Origin of the sequence: Mycobacterium sherrisii (assembly GCF_002102355.1) — a bacterium.
Lineage (GTDB): Bacteria > Actinomycetota > Actinomycetes > Mycobacteriales > Mycobacteriaceae > Mycobacterium > Mycobacterium sherrisii.
This window is the reverse complement of sequence record NZ_LQPT01000027.1, coordinates 24,063-37,220: the sequence shown is the minus strand read 5'-3', so window position 1 is coordinate 37,220 and position 13,158 is coordinate 24,063. Positions and strand designations below refer to the sequence as shown.

Sequence of the window (13,158 nt, the reverse complement as noted above, 5' to 3'; positions counted from 1 at the left end):
CGCCGGCAGGCGACGCATCCGGCGAAGGTGAAGCCCGAGCTGGTCGCCAGCGCCCCAAATGCGGTGTGGTCGTGGGATATCACGAAATTGCGCGGCCCGGCGAAGTGGACCTACTACTACCTGTACGTCATCTTGGACATCTTCTCCCGCTACGTCGTTGGCTGGATGGTCGCCAGCCGCGAATCGGCCGCGCTGGCCGAGGTGCTGATCCGCCAGACCTGCGCCAAGCAAGGGATCGACCGTGACCAGTTGACCATTCACGCCGACCGCGGCAGTTCCATGACCAGCAAGCCGGTTGCGTTCTTGCTCGCCGATCTTGGTGTCACCCAGTCACATTCGCGCCCACACGTCTCCAACGACAACCCGTTCAGCGAGGCCCAGTTCAAAACGTTGAAGTACCGGCCCGAATTCCCCGGCCGGTTCGGCTCAATCGAAGACGCCCGAAGGCACTGCCAGGATTTCTTCGGTTGGTACAACGATGAACACCGCCACACCGGCCTGGGCCTGCATACCGCCGCTGACGTCCACTACGGCCTGGCCGAGGCAGTCCGCGACAAGCGTGCCGGCGTACTCGACGCCGCCTACGCCGAACACCCAGAACGGTTCGTCCGCAAACCACCCGAACCACCGAAGATCCCTGAAACCTCGTGGATCAACCGACCCGACCAACCAGAGGAGGACGCTCAGTAAATACCGCGCAACGGTGCCTCATTCAGGTTGACAGGTTCCGCGCGCGGTCGATAACCACACCGTTAAACAAGCCCCACCAATGCCGTCACCACCCGACCCGAAAGATATGACAGCCGCTGAGGCGCGGGCGGCATGGGCGGAGGTCAACCGTGAAATAGCTGATTACCCGATGCGGACGCACCTTCATCCTGCCGAACGAACAGGCAGCATACGACGCCTGCATCGCCGACAAAGGCCCCCTTGTCGAACGGCAAGCCCAAATCCGGGACCGACTTGGGCAATTGAGGATACCCGTAGAAGGCGAAGACCCATCGCACCCGGGGACGGCGAAGCCGCCATTTCCGCCGCCCACGCAGATCGACGGATACACAGATCATGGCCGGGAGCGGATAGAAGGCCGAGATGGGCACGGAGTCAACGACAATGCATTGCGGGACGCCGTCGAGCATCCGATTGGACCGCCGCAGTATGCGCAAGATCACTACGGCGGCAACTACACATGCGTGGGCAAGGACGCGACAGTCATCGTAGTAAGGACGGAAAAGTATAACCGCATGGGCGAATAGTCGGGATGGATGGAGGAATCCATGAGCAAGGTCTTCGACGTCATCCCAGACCGGGCCCGAGCGCTAATCATCGAAGAGCTCGAACGTCGTAACCCGGTTCTCTTGGCGGAACTGCGTACTGCAGAGAGACCCACCAACGACCAGAGCGATGGCGTGGTGTTGGGTGTTCTCGCGCCGGCACTGCGGGAGAACTTCGGGCCCGACTATGTCCCAAACGAGTATGGCTTGGCAATCGAGGCCGCAATTGACGCCTACTTGGAGGCATGGCCGATACATCGGTAGCAGCCTCTGACCCTCTCCTGCCACTTCGTGGACGCCCATACGTCGCGGCAATGTCAAGGCGATGTAGCTCCCCTCCACCGATCCCGGCCTGGGCGCACGACACCGGGGCCGATCTGGCCAAGACCAACGTCAACGGCGGCGCCATCGCGATCGGACACCCGTTGGGCGCCAGCGGTGCTCGCATCATGACGACCATGGTCAACGCGCTCGAGCAACGCGGCGGCCGCTACGGACTTCAGACGATGTGCGAGGGCGGCGGCATGGCCAACGCCACCATCATCGAGCGACTCGGCAACGGCGCGGCGAATCGTTGTTCGACCGGACACCGGTTACCGTGGCGCCGTGCAATATCGCTGCAGCTGCGGATCACGACCGCAGGCTTCGCGGCGTAATGTGCTGAAATACGCTGCCGCCGCGCCGGTTGTGGTGGGCTTGGCGGCAGCCACGGACGTGCTCGTGGGCCCGGCGCGCGCACCCGCGAACCCCTATGTGTCGGCAGTGGCGATGGCGCCGGGCCAGCCGATCAACATCATCAGCCGCGCCGGGTGGGGGGCCGATGAGTCAATACGGCGCGGGGGGCCCCTCTGTGGCAATGGAATTCGGGCCGGGATCGTGCACCACTCCGCGACCGGCAACGACTACGCGCCGACAGATTCGGCGCCCATCGTGCGTTCGATCTACGAGCACCACGCGTTGACCGAAGGCTGGGGCGACATCGGCTACAACGCGCTGGTCGACAAGTACGGCCAAGTCTTCGAGGGCCGGTTCGGCGGCATCGCGAAACCCGTCCAGGGCGTCCACACCGGCGGATTCAACACCGACACCTGGGCGGTGTGCATGATCGGCGATTTCAGCCAGGCACCGCCGACGCCGGAACAAGTGCGGGCGGTGGGTCAGCTGCTGGGATGGCGGCTGGCGATGGACACGGTGGACCCCGAGGGCACCGTTGCGCTGACTTCCGCCGGGGGACCCAATACGCGCTTCCCGCGAGGTGCCACGCCGACCTTGCCGAGCATCTTCGCCCATCGTGACGTCGGCGAGACCGCCTGCCCGGGCAGCGCCGGATACGCGTTCATGGAACGGATCCGCGACATCGCCGCCCGGTACAAGCAACCGCCCAGCGCACAAGATGTTCCGCAATCGCTGAACCGCGGAGCGATTTACGACCGCTGGCAGGAGACGGGCGGCATGACCGGCGGGCTCGGCGCGCCCACGTCACCCGAGGCGCCCAGTGGTGATTCGATCCGCTACGTCATCTTCGCCAAGGGCGCGATCTATTGGTCACCGGCCACCGGGGCTCAGCCGCTCACCGGCAGGATCTACGAGGCCTGGGCCACGCTGGCCTACGAGCGCGGCCCGCTGGGCCTTCCGACCAGCGCCGAGATTCAGGAGCCGGAGTGGATCGTGCAGAACTTCCAGCACGGCACCCTGAACTTCAACCGGCAGACCAAAGCCGTCATGACTGTGATAGACGGGGTAGCCAGTGTGGTACCACCACCGCCCGTGGGCGGACCGCCTGTGCAGCTTGAACGGTTCTCAGTAGCACGCAATCCTGACGTCTAGTGGCCCATTAGCCCGAGTGTCCGAGAGGGAGCACGGCGCCATCGCGATCGGACACCCGTTGGGCGCCAGCGGTGCTCGCATGACGACCACGGTCAACGCGCTCGAGCAACCCGGCGGCAGCTACGGACTGCAGACGATATGCGAGGGCGGCGGCATGGCCAACCACCATCATCGAGCGACTGGGCTAGGCCGACCCGGTGCCGGCGGCACGGATAAAGCCGTCGGCGAAAACGTCACACACGGTATCGATGTCAGGCAGGTCGCCGCCGAACAAGTTGGCGGCATTGGGCCGCAGCAACATGTGAATCACCATGGGAGCAAGCAGTTCCTGCATCAGTTGCGGCACCGGCAGGTCGCGGACACGTCCTGCTCGAATTTCGGCGGTCAGCCATTTTCCGATGACCGCGAGCACCTGCGGACCTTTGTGTTCGAGCAGCGACTGCATTGCCGGGCTCGCGGGCCGGGCGACCGCTTCGGCAAACATGGCCGGACCGACCCGCGGTTCCCGGCCAAACGAGTCGGCCACCAAGGCATACAACCGACGTACTGTCCCGCGCAGATCGCTGCGGTCTTCGGCGAGGAATTCCTCGATATCCAGCAGCGGACTGTGGCGGTCGAAGACGGTCCCAAGCAGACACCCATCGAGCGCGCAACGTGGAACAAGACCCTGGTGGTCACGCCGGCCTTCGTGGTTGCGCTAGTGACGACTTTTGTTCGCGGCCTTGATCGGAACAGCTCCTATGCGTTCGACGCCAAGCAAGTGGTCCTTGCGAGAACGAGGCGATGCCACCGGGAGCCAAGGCCAACGGCAGGAATTGACTGTCCGCGCAGAGCCGCGGTCCGGGCGCCACTCACCGGTCCGCACCCGTGCCTATTTCGGGTTGGCCTGTCGGAGGTGGGCAATCTCGTTGCGCCACACTGACTGTGCGCCGGAATCACCGATCCGATAGGTCTGCAGCAGTGTGGCGACACCAACTGCCAGGGTGATGACCGCGACGGTGAGATGGATCGCGACGTGAGACGATCCTGACCGGCGCTCAAACCGACTGAGCGCCAAAAGAACAACGGCAACAATCAATAGCGCTGCGGCGAAGTAGATCATCGTGTCGCCCAGCTCGGCGTGCTGACGCAGGATTGGGTTGGGGTGGGATCGGAGATCGTAGAGCCAGTCACCCGCGTTCGCGGTGATGGGCGTCAGCAGCGCCGTCGCCACGGCCAGGAGGCCGGTTAACCAGACGAGGTGCCCGCGCCTACCGGCGGGCCAAATGGCGCAGACTATCTCCAACACAGCCGTCAGCGGTGCAAGAACGACGAGGAAATGAACGAGCAGGACGTGCGCGGGCAAGCCCTGAATGAGCATCATGAAATTCCTTTGCAATGTGCAACTACCAAAGTCCCGCCAACGCCGGCCCGGCGGACCGAACCGGCGATTGGTTGGGCGAGCGCGATCGTAGCGGCGTTCCCCACGGCAAAGGCAAGGCTAATTATGCGGGCGCGGAGTTTGATAAGGCTGTGCTTGCTGGCGCAAACGGAGGTCAATGCGGTTGGCTAGGCGGCATGCGCGACCATCAACCAGTCGGAAACCGAATGCACGCGGCCGTTGGCCACCCGCTGCTCGGAGCGCCGCGACCGCCGAGAGTTACCCTGTTGTCGGCCAGAGCATTTCACGTCCACGGTGGCGTTGACGCGCACTAGCCGGGTCGCCCCCGACCTGCGAACTGCCTACGGCGTCGGTCATAGGCACCGGCGCGTGGTGCCTAGGCAGAAGTCAGAGCCAGCCGGTGCGGGCGGCGGCGACGGGCTCGGCCGGCTCGGGGGCCAACTCTCCGTCGCGCACGCCGTCGAGCATGCGCTTCACCGCTGCGACGATGTCCGGCGCCGCCGCGGCCAGGCCGGCCTTGTCGGCTTCGCTGACATCGTCGGGATTCACGCCCGCCCGATCCAGCACCGCTGCCGGGTGGGCCAACTGATCGGCCAGCCACGACACCGGGTCGGCCGACAGTTCGGGGACGAAGTTCCGGCTCCCCGGCTCCCAGCCGTCGAACCGTGGATGGTGATGGGCCCGGTCCAGCGTCCCCGGCGGGCTTTCGGTCGATCCGAACAGGTCCACCCGCCACACCGGGCGGTTGAACGCGATCGGGATGCCTGCGTAGATCGACCCTTGGGGCTCGGCCCGGTCGACGACGCGCAATTCGAGTCGGACACCCCGTTCCGGAGTCTCCTGGCCTTCGTTCGGTGCGGGGTCGACGAAGAACATGTCCCCGACGACGACACCCAGGGTTTCGAATCCAAACGCTGCGAGCATGGTTCCGAGCGTAGACCTTTGCAGGCCGCATTGCGTTGTCCGCCAAGCGCAGTGCGCCCGCCGCGTTAGCTGGAACGGCCCGTAGGCTGGCCCCCTCGATCGACCCCGCGGTAAAACCTCGAGGTAGTCCTCGAAGGAGCCCGTCGAGTGCGGCGCATTTCGAATGCGCGCGGCCCGCCTTTGCGGGTGAGTTCTTCGACAGCTGGCCGACGACTCCGCCAGACCGTCAGTGGTGCCCCTCCAGCGCTTTGAAGGGGCTACGAAGCTCGGTGCTTCCGCATAGCGCGCCGGTGGCCAACAGCTCCTCGGCCAGTTCGCGGAAGCTGGTGTTCGTCTCGGTCTGCCGGGACCACGAACTCGGTCGAGGTGAACGGGACGGGACGGCCCAACAGTTCCGCCGTGACCCGGGCGATGGCCGGCCAGGGCGCGGCGCACCAGAAACTCGGCGACGGGCCCGGTCGGGTCGGGCAGATCGAGCCGCAATCCACCATCTCCCGCTCGGCGGTGACCGTCGGCAGCCAGAAGCCGTAGCTGAGGTCGTAGAACGACCCCACGTGGTAGCGGTTGCCGACTCGCACCCCGAGGTGGGGCCGCACCGCGCTGCGGGCAACTTCACCAGATCGGCCGCGATCGCGAATTCTTAGCGGACAGGCCGGATCTTCGAGCACAGCTGGCGGTGTTCCGCGGGAAGTCGCAGTGGGACACCTGCGATCCGACGAAGACCCGCACCCTTCCAGTATGGCCAGCGCGCTAGGCGGCCAGGTCGGCGTCCTTGCGGGTCCGCGCCGCTTTCTTCATCGCGCGCAGCTCGCGGCGCCATCCTTGCACGGTGGCAATGGCGGTCTTGAGACCGCGCCGTCGGCCGGTCAGGGGATCGGCGCCGGCGAAACCGGGCCCCAGGCTGGCGAACATCCGCTCGCTGCGCGTCTCCGGCGCGTTGTCGGCATCGTCGCGCAAATATTTGTCGGGCAGCGACAGTTTGGCCAACGTGCGCCACGTCTTACCGTACTGCATCACGAAAGACCCTGTGGTGTAAGGCAAATCGTACTTGTCACACACCTCGCGCACCCGCACCGAGATCTCGTACAGACGGTTGCTGGGCAGATCCGGATACAAGTGGTGCTCGATCTGGTGGCACAGGTTGCCGCTCAAAAACCGCAACGTCGGCCCGGCCTCGAAGTTGGCGCTGCCTAACATCTGGCGCAGGTACCACTGGCCCTTGGTTTCGTCGACCAGGTCGGTCTTGGTGAATTTCTCGGCGCCGTCGGGGAAGTGGCCGCAGAAGATCACCGCGTTGGCCCACACGTTGCGAATCACGTTGGCCAGGGCGTTGGCCTTCAACGTGGACGCGAAGGTCGCACCGGGCGACAGCGACGTCAGCGCCGGAAACGCGACATAGTCCTTGACCACCTGGCGCCCGGCCTTGCCGGCAAATTCCCGTAGCCGCATTTGGGCCGCCTGCTGCACGGCAGGATCGTCGCGGAACAGTTCGCGTACCTCCAAATGCCGCAACGCGATTCCCCACTCGAACGCCAGCGCCAGCAGGGCGTTGATCAGCAGATTGAAGCTGTCGCGCCGCTTCCACGGCTGGTCGCGGGTGACCCGCACCATGTCGTAGCCGACGTCGTGATCCATGTCGAGGATGTTGGTGTACTTGTGATGCACGAAGTTGTGCGTGTGGCGCCAGTGCCGCGACGTGGAGAGCATGTCCCACTCCCAGGTCGAGGAGTGGATCTCCGGGTCGTTCATCCAGTCCCACTGGCCGTGCATGACATTGTGGCCGATCTCCATGTTCTCGATGATCTTGGCCAATGCGAGGGTCACGGTACCGGCCCACCATGCCGAGCGCCGCGAGCTGGCGGCCAGCAGCAACCGCCCCGCCACCTCCAGTCCGCGTTGTGCGGCAATCGCGCGCCGGATGTAGCGAGCGTCCCGCGCGCCGCGTGACTCTTCGACATCGCGGCGGATGACGTCCAGTTCGGCCGCCAGTCCTTCGATGTCGGCGGTCGTGAGGTGCGCGAACACGTCGACATCGGTGATCGCCATCGTTTTACCTTCCTGCAGTGCAGCCAGTGACCGCAACAAACGGTGACGACGATGCCGTGAACACTTGTTGAGGACTAATTGAATTATCCGCGCGGACCGCCGCTTAGGCCGCTAGGTCCTCGGGTCGACTCGCGGGGTGGCCGCGTCGCCACCCCCGCACGGCAGCGATCGCGGTCTTCAACCCCCGCCGGCGCCCGGTCGCCGGGTCGATGCCCCCGAAACCAGACCCGAGCGGAGCGAACATCCGCTCGCTGCGCGTCTCCGGCGCGTTGTCGGCATCGTCGCGCAAATATTTGTCGGGCAGCGACAGTTTGGCCAACGTGCGCCACGTCTTACCGTACTGCATCACGAAAGACCCTGTGGTGTAAGGCAAATCGTACTTGTCACACACCTCGCGCACCCGCACCGAGATCTCGTGCAACCGGTTGCTGGGCAGATCCGGATACAAGTGGTGCTCGATCTGGTGGCACAGGTTGCCGCTCAAAAACCGCAACGTCGGCCCGGCCTCGAAGTTGGCGCTGCCCAACATCTGGCGCAGGTACCACTGGCCCTTGGTTTCACCGATCATGTCGGTCTTGGTGAATTTCTCGGCGCCGTCGGGGAAGTGGCCGCAGAAGATCACCGCGTTGGCCCAGACACTGCGAATCACGTTGGCCAGGGCGTTGGCCTTCAACGTGGACGCGAAGGTCGCACCGGGCGACAGCGACGTCAGCGCCGGAAACGCGACATAGTCCTTGACCACCTGGCGCCCGGCCTTGCCGGCAAACTCGCGGAGCCGGCGGCGACGTTCGTCGCGGTCCAGTCGGCCCTTGATGATCTTGCCGATCTCCAAGTGCTGCAGCGCAACTCCCCACTCGAAGCCGATGGCGAGCAGCGTGTTCCACACCAGGTTGAGGGCGTTGTACCGGCGCCACCGCTGGTCGCGGGTGACGCGCAGCATGCCGTAGCCCACGTCATCGTCCATGCCGAGGATGTTCGTGTACTTGTGGTGCACGAAGTTGTGCGTGTAGCGCCAATGCTTCGACGACCCGCTCATGTCCCACTCCCAGGTCGAGGAGTGGATCTCCGGGTCGTTCATCCAGTCCCACTGGCCATGCATGACGTTGTGGCCGATCTCCATGTTCTCGATGATCTTGGCCACTCCCAAGGTGACGGTGCCGGCCCACCATGCCGAGCGCCGCGAACTCGCGGCCAGCAGCAATCGTCCGGTCACCTCCAGAGCGCGCTGCGTCGCGATGGTGCGACGGATGTAGCGGGCGTCCCGCGCGCCGCGGGAATCCTCCACGTCCTGGCGGATGGCATCCAGCTCTACGGCCAGGGCTTCGATATCAGCGTCCGACAGATGCGCGAATGCGTCGACGTCGGTGATCGCCATCGTCCTCACCTCCCGGCGTTTTCGATCTGCGGTCAATACCTACGCTATCGTAACCTACGACTCCGTAGGTTACCTATGAGTAGCCTTTAAATGTCGAGTACACAATCGCCGGACGCGGCCGACACACAGGTCTGGACCCGACTGCCGGGCTCGTGTTCCTGCCCCGTGCGCAAGTCCCGGACGTGGCCTTCCACGAGGGGTACCACGCACGACTGGCAGATACCCATCCGGCAGCCGAACGGCATTTGCACTCCGGCGCCCTCCCCCGCGTCCATTAGCGAGGTCGCGGCGTCGGCGGTCACCGTGCGGCCAGTTCGCGCGAACGTCACCGTCCCGCCGGTGCCGGCCGGTGCGGCCTTGACCACCGCGAACCGCTCCAGGTGTAGTCGGTCGCCGAGGTTGGCCGCGGCCCACAGCTTCTCGGCCTGCGCGAGCATGCCCTCGGGCCCGCAGGCCCAGGTCTGACGGGCGCGCCAGTCCGGCACCTCGTCGTCGAGGCGACCGAGGTCGAGGCGGCCCTGCGTGCGGGTCTCGCGCAACTGCAGCCGGTATCCGGGGTGCGCCGACGCCAGGTCGGTCAGCTCGGCGCCGAACATCACATCCGCCGCGCAAGGCGCCGAGTGCACATGCCGGATATCGCCAATCTGGTTGCGGCGCACCAGTGTTCGCAACATCGACATGACTGGGGTGATGCCCGATCCGGCCGTCAGAAACAGGATCGACGGCGGCGCCGGGTCCGGCAGGACGAAATTTCCCTGCGGGGCGGCCAGACGCACGATCGTCCCAGGCGCCACGCCCGCCACCAGGTGAGTGGACAGGAAGCCCTCCGGCATCGCCTTGACGCTGATGGTCACGGTGCGCTCGCGCCCGGATTTGGACCCCGCCACCGGGCTGGAGGTCAGCGAATACGACCGCCAACGCCAGCGGCCATCCACGAGCAGGCCGATCCCGATGTACTGCCCCGGCTCATAGTCGAAGCTGAAACCCCAGCCCGGCTTGATCACCAGGGTCGCCGAGTCCTCGGTCTCGCGCCGCACCGCCACGACGCGGCCACGTAATTCCCGCGCAGACCACAGCGGATTGGCCAGATGCAGGTAATCGTCGGGCAGCAGCGGCGTCGTGATGCGCGCGGCGAGTTTGCGCAGCGCGTGCCAGCCGGGATGCCGCTCCGCGCCCGCGACCGTGGGCCGGGCGGTGTCGACGACATTCGCGCTGAGTGCTTGGTACTTCTTGCCCATAACACAGCCTACGGTACCGTAAGTTACGGTACCGTAGCCAGGGGTCTATCCAGCCTCGCAGCATCCGTTTGCATCACAGGCGGGGATCACAGCAGTTCAAGCAGGAACGGCAACTCCTGGTTGGCGTACCACGCCAGGTCGTGGTCCTGCGCATCGCCGACGATCAGCTCGGCGTCCTCGTCGCCCAGGTCGGCGGCGTCGATGGCCTCGATCGCCTTCAGCACGGCCGGTTCCGCGTCGGCGTTGTCGACGTAGGCGGCGATCACCTGGTTCAGCGCGACGGGCCCGGCGAGCCGGACCACGGCGTCGTCGAGATCCGGCCGGAACGTCGCCCCGGATTCACCCGGGTCGACCTCGGCCGCCAGCACCGCGCGGCGTGGCCGGCTCACCCCGCCCGCCTCTTGAGCGCCGGCGGCGTCTGCGTCGGCGGCCAGCAGGCGCAGCGAGGCCAATGCAGCCTCCCGCAATGCCACGTCGGCGAGCTCGTCGTCGTCACCTTCGGCGTAGGACTCCCGCAAGGCCGGCGTCACCGCGAATGCGGTGCCGTTGACCGGGTGCAGCGAGCCCTCGGCGACCAAGGGCTGCAGCATCGCCAGGGTGGCCGGGATATAGATCTGCAGTCTGTCGGACCCCACCGCTACCGCCCGATCAGGGTAGCCGCGTAATCGTCGACGTACTTCGACAATTCGCGGGGCGGGCGCTGGTAATTGCCGGTCACCACCGGACGCTCGGGCAACTCGACCCACGGCTCTTGGACGTCGTAGTACTCGATGCTGGACAACAGATGATTCATCATGTTCAGACGGGCGTGCTTTTTGATGTCGGATTCGACGACATACCAAGGGCTGATCGGCGTGTCGGTATGCACCATCATCTCGTCCTTGGCACGCGAGTAATCCTCCCACCGGTACACCGATTCCAGGTCCATCGTGGAGAGCTTCCAGCGCCGGACCGGATCGTTGCGTCGGGCCTTGAACCGGCGCAACTGCTCGGCTTCGGAAACCGAAAACCAATACTTGCGCAGCAGAATCCCGTCGTCGATCAGCATCTGCTCGAATATCGGAGTCTGCCGCAAAAACAATGCATGTTGTTGCGGCGTACAGAATCCCATGACTTTCTCGATGCCGGCACGGTTGTACCACGACCGATCGAACAATACGATTTCGCCCTTGGCGGGCAAATGGGCGATATAGCGCTGGTAGTACCACTGGCCACGCTCCCGCTCGGTGGGCACGGGCAGCGCGGCGATGTGGGCGATGCGGGGGCTGAGGTATTCGGTGATCCGCTTGATGGCACCGCCCTTGCCCGCAGCGTCGCGGCCCTCGAAGATGACGACGATTCGCGCTCCGGAATGCCGCACCCACTCCTGCAGCTTCACGAATTCCGTTTGCAGCCTGAATAATTCGGCCTCGTAGACGGCATCGGAAATCCTTGGCCCGTTCGATCCGGGCGAATTCTTCGCCTTGGCCGGCGCGCCGTCGTTAGGGGTGCTCACAGCAACGAATGATATATCCCCCAGCAATTTTCAATGCCAAGCGCTAACGGGCAGCGCCGAGCAGCTCTTCGAGCGACTGGGCCAACAAACCCGGCAGCAGATCGACGTCGCTCATCGCATCGCGGTCGGCGTTGATTCCGAAATACAGCGTGCCGTGGTAGGAGGTCACGCCGATCGCCAGTATTTGATTGTGCAGCAGCGGGGGCACCGCGTAGGTTTCCAGCAGCTTGGCCCCGGCAATGTACATCTGCGACTGCGCCCCCGGAGCATTGGTTATCAGCAGGTTGAACGAGCGCGCCGAGAAGCTGGTGGCGACCCGGATCCCCATTGCGTGCAGGGTGGGCGGCGCGAAGCCCGACAGCGTGACGATGGTCCGGGCGTCGACCAACCGGGCGGCCGAGGGATTGGACTCGGTGGCGTGCGCGATCTGCGAGAGCCGCACCACGGCGTTGCCCTCCCCGACCGGCAGGTCGACCAGGAACGGGGTGACCTGACCCATCATCTGGCCCGGGCCGGTCGAGTCGTGTTGACCGTCGGCGTAGACCGAAAGCGGAGCCATCGCGCGGATCGTCGCACTGGAACGCACCGTCTCGCCGCGCGACATCAGCCAGTTGCCGAGCGCGCCGGTCACCACGGCCAGCACCACATCGTTGATATCGCAGTCGTACCGGACCCGCACCGTGCGGTAATCCTCGAGCCGCCCGCGGGCCACCGTGAACCTCCGGTGACGGGACACTTTGGCGTTGAGCAGGCTGTGCGGCGCGGTGCCGCGGGCCGCGGTGCGGGCCATCGCGACGACGCGTTGGCCCGCGTTGAGCAGCTCGCCGTAGTTCGTCGCCAGCCCGGCCACCGCGGAACTTACCGCCTGCAGCTGGGCACCCGGACCCACCACCCAGTCGGCCAGCGCGCCCAGCAGCAGGCGGGTCGAGCCGGGTTCGCGTTCCGGGATCCAGATGTCTTCCGGGAACGGCGGTGGTTGCCGGGTCCGATCGGCGATCACGTGGCCAATCTCCAGCGCGGTCATCCCGTTGATCAGCGCCTGGTGCGACTTGGTGTAGAGCGCGACCCGGTTCTTCACCAACCCCTCGACCAGATACACCTCCCACAGCGGTCGGGTCTTGTCCAGTGGTCGCGCGGCCAGCCGGGCGATCAACTCGTGCAGCTGCTCGTCGCTGCCGGGCGAGGGCAGCGCCGAGCGCCGCACGTGGTAGGTGATGTCGAAATCGCCGTCGTCGATCCACACCGGCCGGGCGGCGCCGACCTTGACCTCGCGGACCTTCTGACGATAACGCGGTATCTGCGGCAGCCGTTGTTCCACCGTGGCGAGCAGCGTCTCGTAGCTGAGACCGGTGCGCGGGCGCTGCAGGATGGACAGCGATCCGACGTACATCGGGGTCGCGGTGTTCTCCAGCCGGTAGAAGGATGCGTCCGAAGGGGACAACCGGGTCACCATTGCGGGCCTGGCCTCCTAGTCAATCCTTCGCGATTCTCGATGCTCCCGCTCACCGTAATCATTCGCCAGGAGGCAACGCGGTGCGGGTACGCGCGATGTCGAATTGTGCGATGATGACCGGCAATTGAAAATCAATTGTCTGTCA

At 65.3% G+C, this 13,158-nt stretch carries 13 protein-coding genes and 3 pseudogenes; 7 read left to right on the top strand and 9 right to left on the bottom strand.

Annotated features, from left to right (window positions below):
* From AWC25_RS04790 to AWC25_RS04765, 6 genes and pseudogenes are all read left to right on the top strand, one after another.
* On the top strand, positions 1-690 hold a 690-nt coding region (locus tag AWC25_RS04790), incomplete at its 5' end, for a DDE-type integrase/transposase/recombinase (RefSeq protein ID WP_142278693.1).
* A gap of 64 nt (positions 691-754) precedes the next feature.
* Positions 755-1,281: pseudogene (locus AWC25_RS27800) on the top strand (hypothetical protein); the annotation flags it as partial.
* Positions 1,278-1,538: a hypothetical protein gene (locus tag AWC25_RS04780; RefSeq protein ID WP_069402610.1), complete on the top strand. Its 261-nt coding sequence runs from the start codon at positions 1,278-1,280 to the stop codon at positions 1,536-1,538. The pseudogene AWC25_RS27800 and the gene AWC25_RS04780, both read left to right, overlap by 4 nt.
* Before the next feature lie 89 nt (positions 1,539-1,627).
* Positions 1,628-1,828: pseudogene (locus AWC25_RS04775) on the top strand (steroid 3-ketoacyl-CoA thiolase); the annotation flags it as partial.
* 103 nt (positions 1,829-1,931) lie between these two features.
* Positions 1,932-3,101 carry an N-acetylmuramoyl-L-alanine amidase gene (locus tag AWC25_RS04770; RefSeq protein WP_069402603.1) on the top strand — a complete coding sequence of 390 codons (1,170 nt, stop codon included), beginning with the start codon at positions 1,932-1,934 and terminating at the stop codon, positions 3,099-3,101.
* Between the two features lie 34 nt (positions 3,102-3,135).
* Positions 3,136-3,289, top strand: a pseudogene (locus AWC25_RS04765) (steroid 3-ketoacyl-CoA thiolase); the annotation flags it as partial.
* On the opposite strand, the gene AWC25_RS27275 reads toward AWC25_RS04765, so the two are convergent.
* From AWC25_RS27275 to AWC25_RS04750, 3 genes are all read right to left on the bottom strand, one after another.
* Positions 3,286-3,546, bottom strand: coding sequence for a hypothetical protein (locus AWC25_RS27275; protein ID WP_244899458.1), 261 nt, complete (start codon positions 3,544-3,546; stop codon positions 3,286-3,288). The pseudogene AWC25_RS04765 and the gene AWC25_RS27275 overlap by 4 nt on opposite strands.
* Before the next feature lie 426 nt (positions 3,547-3,972).
* The gene (locus AWC25_RS04755) at positions 3,973-4,464 is read right to left on the bottom strand and encodes a DUF2231 domain-containing protein (RefSeq protein ID WP_069402601.1); all 492 of its coding nucleotides are present in this window, start codon (positions 4,462-4,464) and stop codon (positions 3,973-3,975) included.
* 405 nt (positions 4,465-4,869) lie between these two features.
* Positions 4,870-5,406, bottom strand: coding sequence for a hypothetical protein (locus AWC25_RS04750; protein WP_069402600.1), 537 nt, complete (start codon positions 5,404-5,406; stop codon positions 4,870-4,872).
* Positions 5,407-5,805: 399 nt separating this feature from the next.
* Between AWC25_RS04750 and AWC25_RS27645 the strand changes: the two genes are divergently transcribed.
* Entirely contained in the window at positions 5,806-5,937 is a 132-nt protein-coding gene (locus AWC25_RS27645) for a hypothetical protein (protein ID WP_264033727.1), read from the top strand.
* A 219-nt stretch (positions 5,938-6,156) separates the two neighbouring features.
* On the opposite strand, the gene AWC25_RS04745 is transcribed toward AWC25_RS27645, so the two are convergent.
* The 6 genes from AWC25_RS04745 to AWC25_RS27095 form a co-directional block, all read right to left on the bottom strand.
* Complete coding sequence (locus AWC25_RS04745) at positions 6,157-7,452, bottom strand: fatty acid desaturase family protein (protein ID WP_069402599.1); 1,296 nt, start codon at positions 7,450-7,452, stop codon at positions 6,157-6,159.
* A 103-nt stretch (positions 7,453-7,555) separates the two neighbouring features.
* A complete protein-coding gene (locus AWC25_RS04740) occupies positions 7,556-8,827 on the bottom strand; it encodes a fatty acid desaturase family protein (RefSeq protein WP_085166424.1) in 1,272 nt (423 codons plus the stop codon).
* Positions 8,828-8,913: 86 nt separating this feature from the next.
* Entirely contained in the window at positions 8,914-10,065 is a 1,152-nt protein-coding gene (locus tag AWC25_RS04735) for a ferredoxin reductase (protein ID WP_069402597.1), read from the bottom strand.
* 86 nt (positions 10,066-10,151) lie between these two features.
* Entirely contained in the window at positions 10,152-10,685 is a 534-nt protein-coding gene (locus AWC25_RS04730) for a DUF6912 family protein (protein WP_372513397.1), read from the bottom strand.
* Between the two features lie 17 nt (positions 10,686-10,702).
* Entirely contained in the window at positions 10,703-11,560 is an 858-nt protein-coding gene (ppk2, locus tag AWC25_RS04725; RefSeq protein WP_069402596.1) for a polyphosphate kinase 2, read from the bottom strand.
* 43 nt (positions 11,561-11,603) lie between these two features.
* Entirely contained in the window at positions 11,604-13,013 is a 1,410-nt protein-coding gene (locus tag AWC25_RS27095) for a WS/DGAT/MGAT family O-acyltransferase (RefSeq protein WP_069402595.1), read from the bottom strand.
* Positions 13,014-13,158 lie beyond the last annotated feature (145 nt).